This is a genomic window from Streptomyces sp. A18 (assembly GCF_059026065.1).
Genome location: NZ_JBWLKL010000001.1, coordinates 41160 through 55613, shown reverse-complemented (window position 1 = coordinate 55613; position 14454 = coordinate 41160). Strand labels below are relative to the sequence as shown.

The window sequence follows — 14454 nt, the reverse complement described above, 5'->3', positions numbered from 1 at the left end:
ATCAGTAATCCAATTCTACTCTTCATTGAGGGGGCGTCAAACCCGTTTGTGCAGGTCAACAGGGGGGTGCTGTCAGGCTGCGGCGAGCTCGGAGTCGTCCTCCGCTTCCCTCTCCGCCTCGGCGGCCAGTGCCTCAGCCCGCCTTTGCGCCTGAGCTTCGGCGGTCGCCAGCGTCTCGGCTTCGATAGCGGAGAGGGCGTAACCCTCGTCCTTCAGGAACGTGAGCCAGGCGGTGGCGGTGGAGCTGATTTCCCCGCGCCAGGCGCTGTCACCCAGGGCCTGCTGCTCGTGTGCGGCGCTGACTTGCGCGAGGAGGATCTGCCAGCGGCGCGAGGCCGGAGTCTTCGCGATCACCTCGGCGAACGGCTCACCGACCCGGGTCCACTTGCTGCGGTCCTCGTTGGGGTCCGGGATGCGCAGGAACGCGGAGGTGAAGGTGGTGTCGGCGGTGTCGATGAAGTGCTCATACAGGTAGCTGGTGCCGGTGATCGTCGACATGATCACCTTCCACGCGGCGGGCGAGGCATCGCCTTTGCGGGTGCACAGGGAGGCCAGGAACTCGTGCCGCACCAGCCGGGCTGCCCGCCATGCCTTGTTGTTGTGAATGACGGTGCGCCGCTCCTCCTTCTCCTTTTCCCGGTCTTTGTGCTGCCGGGCGTCCTTGGGGGCGTCAGGACCGAGCTTGTGGCCGCACTTCGTCCAGTCCTGGCAGAGCCAGAGGGCCACCGGCTCTTCCCGGTCGAGGACGGCGGCATGGCCGGGGCAGCCACGATGGTCCTCGGGCGTGAGAGGTTCGCCGTCCGCTGTCACGAGGTCGGTGAGCAGGCGGGCGGCGGTCCTTGCCCAGTCCCAGCGGCGGTCGACGAGCGGTATGCCTGCTGCAGCAAGTTCCTCAGTAGCCTTCTCGCTCGCCGCCCGGTCGGCGAGTTGGTCACGCAACTGCTGCATGGTGTGGGCCCAGTTGCCGCGCTGGCCGTTGCCCTCTTCCAGGTCGCTCTTCTTGGCGCCGCGCAGCCACCGCAGGGCGTGGTCGAGGGCCTCGACCTCATGCAGGTCGGCGAGTTCCACGAAGTCGAAGTCGTAGGCGAGGGCCTGGTTCAGGCTCTCGTCGCTCAGCTTGTCCGCCGTCTCGGCTGCCTTCACCTGCTGTGGCGTCAGTCCCAGTGTGCGGGCGTGCTTGGCCTTGCGGGTCTTGCTGATCTTCATGAGCGAGAGTTGCCGTACGGCGTCGATGTCGTCGCGTACGGAGGCGGCCCTGCGGTGCTTGTTCTCGATCAGGCTGAGCGTCAGCGCATCATCGTCCACACCCTTGAGGTCAGTGCGGATGATCGCCGGGACCAGCCGGTAGGTGCGGCCGGCGGCGATCGCCTTCTCCGCGGCGAGGACCGCCGCCTTGAACCGGCGCTGGCCGAAGATGATTCCGAGCGTCTCTCCGTCGGACTGTGGGCGCAGCAGCAGGGGAGTCTGCACGCCGATCTCGTCGACGGAGCCAATCAGTTCGGCATCCGGCTCGGTCGTGTCCTCGACCTCCCGGCTGTCCTCCTCTTCGTCCTCATCCCCGTCGTCCTGCTCGGTGCTGCTCGCGGGGGCGGACGGGCGGGGCTTTCGGTGGTTATAGGGGTCGACCACCAGGGTGCGCGGATCGACCCAGGTGAAGGTCCCGGCGAATCCCTCGATGCCGACCGGAGGCTCGGTGGTCGTCTCTGCCTCGATGTCTACGGTCGGCATAGGGGCTTCGGTGTCAATGACGGTCATTTGTGCTCTTCCAAGGTGCTTATGCGGGTAGGTAGTTGTGATCCAGAGTCGGGTTCAGGCAGTGGCGGCGGCCTTGTCGCGGGTGCTGCGGCGGGCGGGCTTCGCCGCCTTCGCGCGAGGTGTGCTCTTGCGCGTCCGCGATTTCGGAGTGTCCTTCGCCGCAGGCTCCGCCTCCGTGCCCTGCTCCGCGGGGGCTGGGTTGGTGCTCGGAGGGGGAGTGAGGCGGTGGCCGCGCGAGTTGAGTACGGAGCGGTGACCGTTGAAGGCGGGGAGCAGCACGGTGCGAACGCTGGTGAGGAGCGATTCCAGCGGGGGCTCGTCGGCCGTGAAGGTGACGCCGGTGCTGTAGCGCACCCCCTGCATCAGACGCTGAGGGTCCGCCTTGTCAGTCGCATCGGAGCCGGCCGGGGTTTTGGGGGTGGTGCCGCCGATGGCGAAGGCTTGTACTGCCCGCCCGCCGAAGAGAAGGCGCAGTCCGATCGCGCGGCGGTCGGGGGCGACGAGGTGAACGGAAGATTCCTGGCTCGGCTCGAAGTCGTCGCCGACGTTCCAGACGCCGAGCTGTCCGGCCAGTTCCTCGGCCAGAAGGTACAGGTCGATCAGGGTGATGGTGCGGGGCTGGGGGTCTTCGGTGTCGCTCACGAGGACGGATTCCTTTCCGAGAGGGGGTGTCGGCGGGAGCGGGACGGTTGGGCTGCCGTCCCGCTGGCGGGTTCAGCGGATGCGGACGATGGCCGGGATGCCGTCGGGGTTGGCCGGGCACAGGTCGCGGATTTCAGCGGCCACATCCTCGGGGAGGGCTGTGAGTTCGCCGTTGCGCGTGTATCCGGCGAAGACGACCGGGCCCTGGAGTTCTTGGCCGAGGCTCCCGGTCAGGATGTGAATGGCAAGACCCGCATAGAAGTTGGGGAGCTTGCGCTCGCGGTGCTCTCCGGCGAGTACGACGATCGAGTTGCCGGTCGATCGCCGGATGTGCTCCACGGCCTCCACCGAGTCGAGCAGTGCGCGGCCGATGACCTTCGACTGCTGGTCGAGCGTTGTGCCGATGTCGAGATCGCGCACGCTGCCGTCGAGGTCGATGTGAAGTGCGCGGATGGTGGCGGTCATGGAGGGGTCCGTTCGTCGTAGTGGAAGGATTTCCCCTCCAACTCATATTTGAATTCTACTCTTGCTGGAGGGTGAGTCAAACCCGTTCTTGCTGGTCAGATGGCTCTAGCTCCGTATGCGTCGTCTCTGGGTCCGGTTGGTGCCGGTCAGGCGGCGGCGGTGGCGCCCTGCTCCAGGAGCTGCTGTGTCTGACGGACGGCGGCGATGATGCGCGCCTTGCCGAGCATCTCGTCGCGGTGCGCGAACACAGCGCGCGCGTGCTTCATGGCGTCCTCGACGGCGTTCGGGTTCGCGAGCGAGTCGGCGCAGGCAACCGTCACCCGGGGGCCGAGCATCCAGATGATCGAGTTCACGGCTGCGCAGGCTGCGGCTATCTCGTCGACGTCGACCATCGACCACTGGAACTGGGCCGGGTCCAGGCCCCGTTCGCGCAGGTGCTGAGCTGCCGAGCGCAGGAGGCCGCCGCTGCCGGCGGCCGGATCGTGGATGTGCTCCCCGCTCTGCGGCTCATCTACGGCGAGTGGGAAGTTCATGACACTCCCGGCTGCCACGATGTTCGCCATGGCGTCGGCGACCGAGGCTGGTGTGTGGTACTCGCCGAGCCCTTGCTGGGCGCCGGTGGAGCGCACGAGCATCATGACCGGCGACAGGACGTCACTCTGCGCACGCAGGTAGGGATCCGTGTGCCCGGTCAGGTCCAACAGTCCATGATCCAACGCTGCCTTGGTGGCGGCACGTACGACGTAGGTGCGGTGGTCGTCGATCTCCTCGTCGTTGAGCCACTCGTGCAGGATGCGGGCGCGGTCGATCAGGTCGGGCCGGTGCATCCAGTGCGTCGACCAGATCTCGCGGAACATCGCGATCATCTGTGCATCGTCCTGGCCGAGGATCTGCGCTTTCAGGTCCGGACCGTTCGCGTCCTTCTGTCGGATCAGTGCGAGCGCGGCGACGATGCCAACGGGTACCTCGATCCGCGTACCGCCGTGCTGCCGGTGCCATACGCCCGCAACGGCTTCGCCGATCCGCATGGCTTGCCCGTGCGGATCACTCACCGGCTTCGTCCGGCGTGGCCGCGGCTGCGCCACTGCCGCAGCGGCCGGTGGGCTGGAAGGTACAGGAGGCTTCTCGGGAGCGGCGGCGAAGGTGGTGGGAATCGTCATCGGCTCGTCATCGAGAGCGGCGAACAGGTCGAGCTGCGTCACGAGTTGATCGCTTTCAGTGAAGGGGTGTGGGCATGCGGAGGCCCGCCCCTGTGGGCAGGGGCGGGCCGGGACGGGGAGGGCGACGAATGTGCTGGCGGCCGAGCCCGGGTCAGCTCTGGTCGATCCAGACGACGCCGTAGGGCGTGTGCCAGGTGTAGGAGAGTGCGGACCGGTGGATGTCGGCGCGTACGTCGTCCCACACGATGCGGCCGAGGTCGTCGCGATACTGGGTCAGGTCCCAGCCCGAGTCGGTGCCAGCCAGGGAGGTCATGACGTCGGCGAGTGAGTTGCCGAATCCGATGACCCGCTCGCGGTATCGCTTGTGCATCGCCCGCAGCGGCTCGCGCCACAGTTCATCGCGTTCGCCGGGCTCAGCGGTATGCCATCCGTGCTCGTCGATCACGTCATGCTGGACGAGCGCGACCCAGGCAACGGCTCGTTCCTGTGAGCGCACCGCGGGCCGGAACGCCACCTCGCCGACGACCATCTCAGCCAATGTGGCCGGGTCGAGCATCACTGCGGCTCTGTCGGCATGCCGCGCCGCAGCGACGGCGCGCCGCTGTTTCGGTCCGTTCCTGCCAGTGCGGCACCAGGTAGGTGAACGTGCCCACCTCGCGCTCGGGATGCCAAAGGGAGACGCTCCACATGCCGCGTATCCAGCCCGCCACGTCACACCCCGCCCGTCAGGGCACCGGATGCCTGCCACGCGGTGAATCCGGCAGGATCCCGATCGCGCCACCGCCGGATGTACCGGGCGGCCATATCGGCGTGTTCGGCGCGCTCGGCATCCGTGAACGCCTCCTTGACCATGGCGTTGCTGCGGGGGTGCGGCCAGGTCGCCCGCATGGAGTTCGGGGCCGCCGCGGCAAGGTGCCAGGCCAGGTTGGCCGCCAGGTATGCGGGGCTCTGCGAGGCGATCGGGGCGCTCTCCATCAGGGCTATGGGGTCACTGTTGGCGAAGAAGCGCAGCGGACTGCCGTACACGGCGTCATCGGGCATGTTCACCCAGACCTGCTGATCGTGCTGCTTATGGGGCTTGGTGTGGATGACGGTGCGGTTGTAGGCGTGGCACGGGCCGTGGGCCTTCGACAGATACTTCACGGACACCCGGTCGCCGGGCAGATAGAGGTCCACGGAGGCTCTTTCCTTATCGCTGATGCAGTTCGTTGCCTGGACGTGCGTAGCGACCGATGCCGCGCGCGCTCCGGTCGCCGGGCAAGGGGTGAGAAGACGGTCGAGCCCGATCACCAAACCCTGCGCATTTCCGCGAAGTTGAGCCTGAGCCACCATCTCGAAGGCCTGCGCGACCTCCTCAGGCGTGATCGCGTGCGGTACGGAGCACCCGCAGTTGCTCCTCGCTCGCTCGGCGAGTTTCGCCAGGGCCGCGGGATGCTCTGCCATCGGGAGGCATCCGGGGTGGCGGCTGGCGGGGCGCGCTCGGCGCAGATGACTGTAGAAACGCATGCACGTCCGGCCGCAGACCAGGCAGCGCACCGGCCACAGGACATCGCTGCCCGGGTATCCGCCAAGCGGCGCCCAGCCGAGTTCGTCGATGCGGGCCAGGGCCTTGGCGGCTGAGGCCAGGTTGCGGACCGAGGGCTTCAGCCCGCTGAGGTACGTGCTGATGTCGCTCGCTGTACGGACATCGCCGTCGCTCGGAACTCTGTCGTGGGTCATGCGGGCGCCGTTCTCGTGGTGAAGGGGATGCGGGTGAGGGGGCGTCGGGGCGTGCTCACCCCTTCACCTTGTAGGTGAATTCTACTCTTCTGCTGGGGTGGGGTAACTGCAACCCCCCAGCTCGCAGGGGGTGTTGGTGTCGCGTCGGCCCGCGTCCGGGCGGGCGGCGGCAATTTGGCGATTCCGCCCAGTGGCGGACTGTCTGCGCCCATTGGCGAGGGGTCAGTGAATCCGTATGCGCAGGCGATTGGTGCGGGTCACCCGAGCCTGCCGGTCGCCGCGCTGTACGTCACGCTCCCGGTGCAGCTGTTCAAGGACGTTGTCTGCGCCGAGGACCCCGCTCACCGCGTCGTCGAGCAGACTCATGCGGTCGTCGCCGAGCAGGGTCAGCCATAGTTCCATCGCCGCGTGGTCGTCTCTGGCCTTGTCCCAGAAGTCGGCGTACTCGTGCCATGCCTCGACCGTCAGGTGGGCGGCCCAGGTGATCGCGGTGGCAGCGTGCTCCTCGCTGATGCCCCTTTCGGTGGCGAGCTTGAGGACGGCCAGCGGGTCCGGCAGCGGGGTGTGCATGGAGTGGGCCCTTCCGGTTCGGTCGCAGTCGGGTTCCCCCTCCTGCTTATGATTGAATTCTACTCTTTTACGAGAGGGTGTCAAACCTGTTTCCCCAGCTCACAGCCCCGAAGGTGGCTTCGGCGGCTCGCCACCCACCAGGCGCACACCGTCCTGGGGCTGCCGGATGACGGCATCGGCCAGGTGAACGCACTCGCCCGGACTCGAGTGGGGAAGCTGCTCGCGAAGGGCTGCGACCAGCGTGATCCGCGGGTCCCTCATGCTGCCGCCCCAACCAGGGCGGTGTCACGCCGAGCACGCTTGCGGATGCTCGCAGCCCCGGCACGGCGCACCTCGGCACGCTGCGCCGTCACTCGGCACAGCCCGCACAACGCCTCGCCGAGCCGCCGGTGCCCCGCCACCCCGCTGCTCGTTCCGCATGTCCCGGCCTGGGTCGGCAGCTTGGGCAGTCCAGGTGATCCCTCGGCTGCAGCAACGGCTTTGCCGTTGACCCATATCCGTGCCGCACACACCCCGTCGAACCGGTTGGCTTCCGGGCGAACAAGGTCGTAGCAGCGGACAGCGAACGGGCACGAGGCGCAGTCCTCCATCAACGGCCCGCAGGTTTCCAGGAGTTGTTTCGGCCTGCGCAGCAGTGAATCGTCGGGAAGGTAGCCGTCCAGGCCGGCGCAGGGTGCGAGTTCGGTCCAGGCGGTCGAGGTGGTGGAGGTGATCACGGGCTGGTTCTTCCTTGATGTGGCGGGCGATTCAGAACAGGGAGGGGTGGGCGACGGCGGCGGGCAGCACTGCGTCCAGGGCGGCGGAGGCCTTGAGCTGGAGAGCTGAGCTCCGGCGTGACCAGCGGCGATAGAACTTCGCCTCCCACTCCCCGGGAGTCACGTGAGGACCCGGGCACGGCACGTACGCCTCCTGGTGTCGCCGCTCCTCTTCGACCGCCTCGCGCAGGGCGCCGTAGCGCACTGCGGTCATGCGCCGGTCGATGAGTACATGCGCCTCGCGCCACGTGACGTAGTCGGCACGCACTCCCCGCCACGTCTCGACCTCGTACCGGAACCCGCCAGGCGCCGGCGTCCACACCGTTGCGGCTCCGGCATCGGGCTCGCCCTCCAAGCGCCGCACGCTGAAACGTCCCTCGCGGGCGCCGAACTGCCGCTGACCCCACTCGACGCGGGCCGCACCGTCCGGTAGGTCGAAGAACTCCAGCAGCTGCGCCGGGGTGAAGAAGTCGCGCACCGCCATCTGCAGGTCGTCGTCCGACAGCTTCACGCCCCTGCCCCCGTGGGCTCATGCGAGCAGTCGGCCAAGTGCCGAGTGACCGCCTCGGTCATCACACCGAGCCGTAGATCCCCCGGCGGATCACAACACAGGTCAGCAGGCACCGTGTCCCGGACAACGCAGCGCCACGACGGGCTGTTGGAGTCCTCCGGGACATGCGTGACGTGCCAGCCCATCAGCATGTGACGCCCCAGCGGAAGGGCAGCCTGGCAGGCCCAGATCACCAACGAACCATCCAGGGCGTACGCGCAGACGGCCAGCCCCCCGCGGGTCTCGATGTACGGATGCAGCCCGATCGACTCGAGCGCCGTGTGCACGTCGCTATAGATGGCCAGGGCGTCCAACTCCTCCGGCCCGTACTCGGCACGGATGACAGCGACCTTCGAGGCGACGTTCAGCATCAGAGTCCGATCCTTGATTTTAATATCGCGACCTATTTAGCCGTCGCGCTGAGAGTCGTGATCGATGGGTGGAGTTGCGCCCAATGTGGACGCGCCCTCTCGAACAGACAGATTGAGGGCAATGCCCGTGTGCCTTCCGCCCTCCTCTGCTGATCCAATTCTACTCTATCGGGCAGAGGTGGCAAACGGACTCGCGTCGAACGTCCTTAATATCAGATGCGACCTATCAAGCGCCGTCGGGAGCCTCTCGACCACCGTCAGATGCCCCCGCGCGCACATCGCGCATCTCCTCAAGCCTGCGACGGGCCACCGCAGACAGCCCCTGCCCGCCAGGATCGCGACGTACCGACTTCAGCACCCGCTCATTCGCCTCCAGTTCGGCCGTCTTGAACTGTTCCTTCTGTGCCCGTTGCTCCGACTCCCGCTGCTGCCGCGGACTCGTACCGCAACCACGGCAGGAGCGCCCCGGGCGATCCGGGTGCGAAGGACACGACCCCGGCGCGGCCTCCTCGGCTGAACCTGGTCCGGCATCGGGCCCCCCTGCGGCGTCAGCTGCGGGGGTAGGGGGGTTCTCCTTCTCTGGGTACTTGCTCTGGTTACTTCCTATGCCGCCTGAACCACCGGCGACCGGTGAACCGGTGACTGGTGAACCGACGCCTGGAAAGCCGTCTTCGGTCGCCGCCTGGTCCTCTTGCTCCAGCTTCCGGCCCAGCTTGCGAGCGATTCGGCGCGCTTCCTTGTCCGCGTACTCCTGCCCCACCCACTCCTGCGCCATGTCGTACACCTCCGTGACGCTGACGATGTGCCCGTTGTCGAGCCGTTCGTTATTCACCCGGTAGTAGCCGAGTACCTTGAGTTCCTTCACCGCATCCCGGACGGCATCGCGCCCCTCCCGGCCTGCCTGGGCGATCGACTCCGTGCGCACTTTCCATGAATCCGGCTTCGCGATCAGATAGGCGAGGATGCCCCGCGCCCGAAACGACAGGCGCGAATCTTCGAGGGTGGCCGTCGGCAGCACTGTGAACCCCGTGCTGAGGTGGCGGCGCAGAATCGACACGGAGCATGCCTCCAGGGCAGTAGAGCTTCGAAAAGATCAAGAGGGAGGGGCTGACCCGCACCGTCCGTGCGGGGCCGCCACAGAGGCCGTCAGGCGGTCTTACGGGCCCGGCTCACCTTGATGGTGCGGGCGGTCTTCTGACCGGCAGCCTTGCGCCGGGGCACGACCATGCCGGCGCGGCGCAAAATCTGGATCATGGCCTTCTCGTCCGGGACCATCGGCACGACCAGGTCGGCGTCCTCCAACTGCTCGACCATCGCCGGGACGTCCGTCTCTTCCTTGTCGTTGCCGCCACCCCACCCCAGGTGGTTGTCCCCGTAGTTGCCTTCCGGCGAGTTGTCGAGCATCGCCCGGGCCCTCTCCTTCACGCCCTTGGCCTCCCGGTACCGCTCATGCGCCCGCACGTAGTCGGCGAGCGCCTTGGCCCGGTCCTCGTCGTCGTGGATGAGAATCGTCTGCGCAGGCTGCCCCGGCGCCACACCCGGCCAGCAGGCGTCAACGAACGGGCAGTTGTCGCAGATCACGGACAATCCGGGACCGTCATGGTCGCGGCGCAGTTCCTGCGGAGAGTCCGCCTCCAAGACGCGGTCCACCCACCAACGGGCCTCCACGGCCAGCCACTCATCGAAGGCGAACGTCTGGATGTCCTCCTCGCCCGTATCGCGGCACACGAACCTGAACCGGATGCGCTGCACGTCGATCGGCCCGAGCCGGTGCAGATACCGCTGGCCGGGCACGTCCGTGAACCCGGCCGTGCGCAACAGATCGGCGTACAACAGGACCTGGCGCATCTCCGCGGCCGTCGGACCGAACCTCACGACCCGGTCCCAGACACGGCTCGACTTCGTCTTCACGTCCTCAACCGTCACGGCCTCGGCAGGTCGGACTGGCCGGTGCCGCTTGGGTAGCCGCGCCGCGGTGGCAGCATCGAGTTGGACGACGTCGATGTGTCCGCGCAGCGTCCCATCGGCGACGGTGCGTTCGATGAGCCACCCGTACTCGCGACGGGCGTCCTCAAGCAGCCCCTTGTGGATGTACGTGCCGAGGATCGCGGCACGCTTGTCCCCAGCATTCGAGCGATCGGCGCCGGCCAGGATGTATCCGGCCCTGCGTGAACAGATGGTGTCCGACGCGCCGAGCTGGGTCTGGACGGATCGCGGACGGCGCGCGTCGGCGGCATGGGCGGCATCCCAGATCGACAGGGATGCCGGTGCACTGGTCGTGCTGGCGGTCACAGCATGCTCCAAGAGGGCGTGCCGGGGCCCAGCCCATCACAGCGGGCCCCGGCGGGAAGTGAGCGGAAGGTCAGGCGGCGAACTCGTCGGGCGGCAACTCCTCGGAGTCGCCCGGGGCCTCGGCGTCCTGGTCCTGCTGTTCAGCCGCAGCGGCCCGCAGGCGCGTCACGTCGTCGCTGGTGGGGTCGCTGAACTTCTTCGGGTTCTTCAGTTCGGCGGCCTTGCGCTCGATGGCGGCCCGCACCACCAGCACCTCATCGCGGCTCAGTTCCTCGTCCGCCTCGACCTGGCGCCACAGCTTCTTGAGGTCGTCCACGCCCTGCTCAGCTGCCTTGCGGACCTTTGGCAGCCACAGCTGCGCCAGATCCCCGGTCAGCTCTGGGGCGGTCTTGGGCTGGTTGTGGATTGAGCAGCCCATGAGGCCGAACACCAGCTTCTCGATGGAGAAGTCCGGCACCGTCTTCGGTGTTCCGCTGCGCGGCACCTCGAACTTGAGGGAGCGGGCGCCGACGATCTGCGGAGGCTGCTCGTCGCGGCGCAGACGCACCCACACCGTCGCGTCGAAGGCGAGCGACCTGTGCGCCTCCACCCGCCAGTCCTTCGTGCGTGGGATCGGATCGCCGTTGCCGTCGACGGCCGAGACTTCCTTGCCACGCGCCAGCAGAATCACGATCCCGGGCATCGTGCGCACCAGGTACATGACCTTCGCCCACCGTTCAGCCGCGTCGTTCCACAGGTTCATGGACGGCTTGATGTCGGCGTCCGGGTCCTGGCGCAGCTTCGCCTGGTTCTTCGGCGTGCGGTGTGCCCGCTCATTGGTCCAGTTCACGAGCATCCGCCACAGCATCGACACGGAGTCGATGACCAGGACGACCGGCTTTTCCTTCGCGGAGGCCGCGCGCTTGGCCTCGGCGTGCACGGCCTCGACCTGGCCGAGGATGTCGCGGTAGCTGCCGTTGTGCTCGATGAGCAGGTAGTCCGCGCCAGGCACGTTCGCGTACTCGTCGGCGGTGTCTTCGCCGAGCCCCAGCCAGTACGCCTGCCCGGTCCGTTCCGAGCCGGTGAACGCCGCAGCCTGGTGCGATTTTCCGCTCTTCTCCTCGCCTTCGATCAGGATGATCGGCCAGGGAATGACGCCGGTGGGCTTGCGGGTGCGGAGCTTCGGTATGGGGTGGGACATGCACTTCTCCAAGAGGGATTGAAAATTTATCGCGACCTATCTCAAGGGGTGCGGAGCTCCCTGGTCTCGAACAGGGCTGACCACTCCGGGCGCCGGTCGACCAGCCTGCGGACGTAGCGAGAGCGGAAGTCGTTGTTGAGCTTGAACGGCTCGCCCCGTGTCGCCCGCCCGTACTGCCAGCGCAGGACCTCGAACAGCATCCCGATGCCGATGCGGCGCAGGCCTCGCTCGGCGCAGTCGGCCGTCAGTGCTTCCAACTGCTCCAGGATCCAGGGGTTGAGCTGGTGGAACGCTTCGAATCGTTCCTGGATGCTCACCCCGTCGCTGGCGGGCTCCGGATGTCGCAGCGGGGCGATGGGTAGCTCCATCTGAACAGAAAGCATGACCCTCCCTCCATTTCTGTATCGCGACCTATCTTGCGCCACGGCATCTATCGGGTCGACACGACCCCTCCCCTTCTTTGGTGAATTCTACTCTTCTTGTCGGGGGAGGCAACTCTACTCAGGCCCGCTCAGCGAGGAGCTGCCGCACATCACCCTGCTCGAAACGCGTTCCAGTGGCCGGGCAGAGGCGGTCTCAGTGAGCGGGGCGAAAGAACTGCGAAGACAGGCCCCATCGCGAAGGAGGGGCCACCGGATACGCAAACGAGTCAGCGGCCCCGCACGCAATGCGGCCGATCGTCACCGCCTCGGTGAAGCGGCCGAAGCGGCAGCGTCCGTCTCGGGGCGCGGCCTCGCCTTGTTCCCCCGCTGCGAGAAGAACGAACCCGGGCCGTCGTAACGGCCCCCACTCAACGCCGCAGCGACCCCGTCCCGCAGCACCCAAATCTTCTTTCGGGACATCTCCATCGTCTTCGGAGCGTGGGCCAGCACTGAGTCCAGAAGCCACACCATCGACCCCGACAGCTCGTAGTCAGGCGCCGGCATCTGACCTGAACCAGAGAGTGCCGCGCTGCTGACCGTGTACTCGCTCACACCGAACAGCTCGCCATACTCTTGGGCGCCAACGAGCGGCGGAAGCTCGCCCCTCTTCATCGGGCGGACGCCAGCGTTCTGCTCCTCCTCGAGCGCGACGAGCTCCTGCTCATCCAACTGCCGGCCACGACTGCCCGGCGGCAATGCCAGCGCAACCACGAGCCCTCCGGGCCAGACCGGCTTACCCGAAACGATCACCGCGTCCTCGTAGGCGAGGATGCCCTTGTATACCCAGTTGTTACTGATTGCCGAGGGCTTGATGTTGTAGACCCGGCCAATCTCCATGCGCCCGAACAGCAGTGGCTTCGCCACCCCAGCCACCTCTCTCCGTTACGACGTGCTTGAGAGAGCAGAATAATGGTAGTAGGCGCGGATCCGATCGCCGAGAGGCGTGACCTGGGTCTTGTTAGGGTGGAACTGCACTTTCCAAGAGGTGTAGCAAGGCCCCCGTCGCCCGGTGCGCGGGGGCCTTCGCGATTCCAGCCGCTACAGGCTGTGCCACCACTATGGCGATGCCATCTCGGACCGGGCTCTCTCGTGCAGCGTTGTATACGTCTCCAAGATCGCCGGTGGGCCGAGTTCCGCAGCCCAAGAGGTGCACTACTGGACTCATACGAAAGGCCCCCTCCGTCGGCACTGATCTCGCCACCGGGAAGAGGGCTCTGGTCATGGAGACAGGGAGGGCGGCCCGCCTCCCGCGTCACATCGTGTGACGTGAGAGGCGAACTCGCGCCGGGTCAGTCTGTGGTGGTGCTGGGCGGTTCGAGCTGCAGGGCCTTGCTGGTCTTGCGGTCCTCGATACGCTGCACCGCTTCGCCAGTTCCAAGGACCGCGGCCACCAGGGCGAGGATCAACCCGGTCGGCAGCCCCTCCACGTAGTAGGCGATGAGAGAGAGTGCTGCCGCAGCAATGGCGTACAGGCGGGTGCTGTGGGCATGAATGAAGTTGCTCAAGATTTAGTTCCCGTAGGCGAGTTGGTGCAGAAGGACCCAGCCGCGGCGGCCGAGCGAAGGATCGTCGGGGCGGCCGGTGCTGAAGAGGTTGTGCTTGCGGTTGAACCCGGAGACACCCTTCTGGGTTTGCGGGCCGTAATTGTCGGAGAGCGGCACCGAGCGGTCGAGCCAGCCGGTGTCCTTCAACGCCTGCTGGAGATGCTTGGCCGAGGGCGAGCTGCGGCCAGGAGCGAGGCCGGCAGGGAACGGCGGCGGCGTGTACGACTTCACGCTGCTCTTCCCCGGGACCTTGAGCCGCTGGCCAGCCTTGATGACGTACGGTGCGCCTATGCCGTTGGCCTTCGCGATGGCCTGCCAGCTGACGCCGAGCCGCTTACCGATCCCGGACAGGGCGTCACCGTTCTTCACCGTGTACATCGCGCCACCAGAACCATCACTGGGCTTCCCGCCCGTGGGACGACCCTTCAACCGAGCAGCGACCTGGCCGCGCAGCCAGCCCATGCCGAAGCCCTTGGGGTCGATCTTCCCGGGCTGCCACTCGCGGTGGCCGATCACGCTCGCTGAGCTCCAGCCGTGTGCCCGGCACAGAGCAGCGGAGACTCGCTCGATCGCATCCAACTGGGCTCCAGGCCACGGGTCGTGGCCGTCGCCGAGGTTCTCGCACTCCCAGCCGTAGAACGACGTATTGCCGTCCGTATCGGCCTGGTTCGCCGGAGGAAGGGGGCGCTCCGCGATCACCGCGTGGAGAACGTCTCCGTCCCCGCGGCCGGCATGATTGGCGCGGCCGTTCCCGATCAGATAGACGGTGCCGTCCTTCGCGATTACGCCATGGCAGAGCGGTCCCGGCAGCCCTGAGTATCCGCGTTCACAGATACTGACGGTGTTGCTTGTCCCGGACGTCACCGTGTGGTGGATCATCACGCCACGGACTGGGCCCCAGAGCCCCTTGTGGTTTCGGTTGTGGGACCGCCAGCCAGGACGCTCCACGACGTGCACGCCTTCAGCGCGCAGTGCCGCTACGAGCCGGTCAGGGTTGAGAGGTGTTGCCAACGTCGGCGCTCGAAATCT

The 14454-nt window shown here is 67.0% G+C and carries 17 protein-coding genes; all 17 read right to left on the bottom strand.

What is annotated here, in order from left to right:
* Window positions 1-72: 72 nt before the first annotated feature.
* Window positions 73-1755 (bottom strand): ParB/RepB/Spo0J family partition protein, encoded by a 1683-nt coding sequence (locus tag AC5P1C_RS00290; RefSeq protein WP_493863566.1) that lies wholly within the window; start codon window positions 1753-1755, stop codon window positions 73-75.
* Window positions 1756-1809: 54 nt separating this feature from the next.
* Window positions 1810-2397 (bottom strand): hypothetical protein, encoded by a 588-nt coding sequence (locus AC5P1C_RS00285; RefSeq protein WP_493863565.1) that lies wholly within the window; start codon window positions 2395-2397, stop codon window positions 1810-1812.
* Between the two features lie 72 nt (window positions 2398-2469).
* On the bottom strand, window positions 2470-2862 hold the full coding sequence (locus AC5P1C_RS00280) for a hypothetical protein (RefSeq protein WP_493863564.1): 393 nt from the start codon (window positions 2860-2862) through the stop codon (window positions 2470-2472).
* Between the two features lie 146 nt (window positions 2863-3008).
* Entirely contained in the window at window positions 3009-4064 is a 1056-nt protein-coding gene (locus tag AC5P1C_RS00275; RefSeq protein WP_493863563.1) for an N-6 DNA methylase, read from the bottom strand.
* A 109-nt stretch (window positions 4065-4173) separates the two neighbouring features.
* A complete protein-coding gene (locus AC5P1C_RS00270) occupies window positions 4174-4551 on the bottom strand; it encodes a hypothetical protein (RefSeq protein ID WP_493863562.1) in 378 nt (125 codons plus the stop codon).
* A 182-nt stretch (window positions 4552-4733) separates the two neighbouring features.
* The gene (locus AC5P1C_RS00265) at window positions 4734-5741 is read right to left on the bottom strand and encodes a hypothetical protein (protein ID WP_493863561.1); all 1008 of its coding nucleotides are present in this window, start codon (window positions 5739-5741) and stop codon (window positions 4734-4736) included.
* 222 nt (window positions 5742-5963) lie between these two features.
* Window positions 5964-6311 (bottom strand): hypothetical protein, encoded by a 348-nt coding sequence (locus AC5P1C_RS00260; RefSeq protein WP_493863560.1) that lies wholly within the window; start codon window positions 6309-6311, stop codon window positions 5964-5966.
* Window positions 6312-6568: 257 nt separating this feature from the next.
* A complete protein-coding gene (locus tag AC5P1C_RS00255) occupies window positions 6569-7027 on the bottom strand; it encodes a hypothetical protein (protein WP_493863559.1) in 459 nt (152 codons plus the stop codon).
* Between the two features lie 31 nt (window positions 7028-7058).
* Entirely contained in the window at window positions 7059-7577 is a 519-nt protein-coding gene (locus tag AC5P1C_RS00250; protein WP_493863558.1) for a hypothetical protein, read from the bottom strand.
* The gene (locus AC5P1C_RS00245; RefSeq protein WP_493863557.1) at window positions 7574-7987 is read right to left on the bottom strand and encodes a hypothetical protein; all 414 of its coding nucleotides are present in this window, start codon (window positions 7985-7987) and stop codon (window positions 7574-7576) included. The genes AC5P1C_RS00250 and AC5P1C_RS00245 overlap by 4 nt, the downstream gene beginning before the upstream one ends.
* Window positions 7988-8213: 226 nt before the next feature.
* On the bottom strand, window positions 8214-9044 hold the full coding sequence (locus AC5P1C_RS00240; RefSeq protein ID WP_493863556.1) for a hypothetical protein: 831 nt from the start codon (window positions 9042-9044) through the stop codon (window positions 8214-8216).
* An 89-nt stretch (window positions 9045-9133) separates the two neighbouring features.
* Complete coding sequence (locus AC5P1C_RS00235) at window positions 9134-10279, bottom strand: PD-(D/E)XK nuclease family protein (RefSeq protein ID WP_493863555.1); 1146 nt, start codon at window positions 10277-10279, stop codon at window positions 9134-9136.
* A gap of 70 nt (window positions 10280-10349) precedes the next feature.
* Complete coding sequence (locus AC5P1C_RS00230; protein ID WP_493863554.1) at window positions 10350-11459, bottom strand: AAA family ATPase; 1110 nt, start codon at window positions 11457-11459, stop codon at window positions 10350-10352.
* A gap of 41 nt (window positions 11460-11500) precedes the next feature.
* On the bottom strand, window positions 11501-11842 hold the full coding sequence (locus AC5P1C_RS00225; RefSeq protein WP_493863553.1) for a hypothetical protein: 342 nt from the start codon (window positions 11840-11842) through the stop codon (window positions 11501-11503).
* Window positions 11843-12139: 297 nt separating this feature from the next.
* Complete coding sequence (locus AC5P1C_RS00220) at window positions 12140-12745, bottom strand: hypothetical protein (protein ID WP_493863552.1); 606 nt, start codon at window positions 12743-12745, stop codon at window positions 12140-12142.
* 425 nt (window positions 12746-13170) lie between these two features.
* Window positions 13171-13386 (bottom strand): hypothetical protein, encoded by a 216-nt coding sequence (locus AC5P1C_RS00215; protein ID WP_493863551.1) that lies wholly within the window; start codon window positions 13384-13386, stop codon window positions 13171-13173.
* Between the two features lie 3 nt (window positions 13387-13389).
* A complete protein-coding gene (locus tag AC5P1C_RS00210; protein ID WP_493863550.1) occupies window positions 13390-14436 on the bottom strand; it encodes a LysM peptidoglycan-binding domain-containing protein in 1047 nt (348 codons plus the stop codon).
* Between the last annotated feature and the right edge of the window lie 18 nt (window positions 14437-14454).

What these genes read in the sequence shown, in the direction of transcription:
- AC5P1C_RS00290 (WP_493863566.1), bottom strand. Translation starts at nt 1,755, where the DNA reads ATGACCGTCATTGACACCGAAGCCCCTATGCCGACCGTAGACATCGAG.
- AC5P1C_RS00280 (WP_493863564.1), bottom strand. Translation starts at nt 2,862, where the DNA reads ATGACCGCCACCATCCGCGCACTTCACATCGACCTCGACGGCAGCGTG.
- AC5P1C_RS00270 (WP_493863562.1), bottom strand. Translation starts at nt 4,551, where the DNA reads ATGGTCGTCGGCGAGGTGGCGTTCCGGCCCGCGGTGCGCTCACAGGAA.
- AC5P1C_RS00265 (WP_493863561.1), bottom strand. Translation starts at nt 5,741, where the DNA reads ATGACCCACGACAGAGTTCCGAGCGACGGCGATGTCCGTACAGCGAGC.
- AC5P1C_RS00260 (WP_493863560.1), bottom strand. Translation starts at nt 6,311, where the DNA reads ATGCACACCCCGCTGCCGGACCCGCTGGCCGTCCTCAAGCTCGCCACC.
- AC5P1C_RS00245 (WP_493863557.1), bottom strand. Translation starts at nt 7,987, where the DNA reads ATGCTGAACGTCGCCTCGAAGGTCGCTGTCATCCGTGCCGAGTACGGG.
- AC5P1C_RS00230 (WP_493863554.1), bottom strand. Translation starts at nt 11,459, where the DNA reads ATGTCCCACCCCATACCGAAGCTCCGCACCCGCAAGCCCACCGGCGTC.
- AC5P1C_RS00225 (WP_493863553.1), bottom strand. Translation starts at nt 11,842, where the DNA reads ATGCTTTCTGTTCAGATGGAGCTACCCATCGCCCCGCTGCGACATCCG.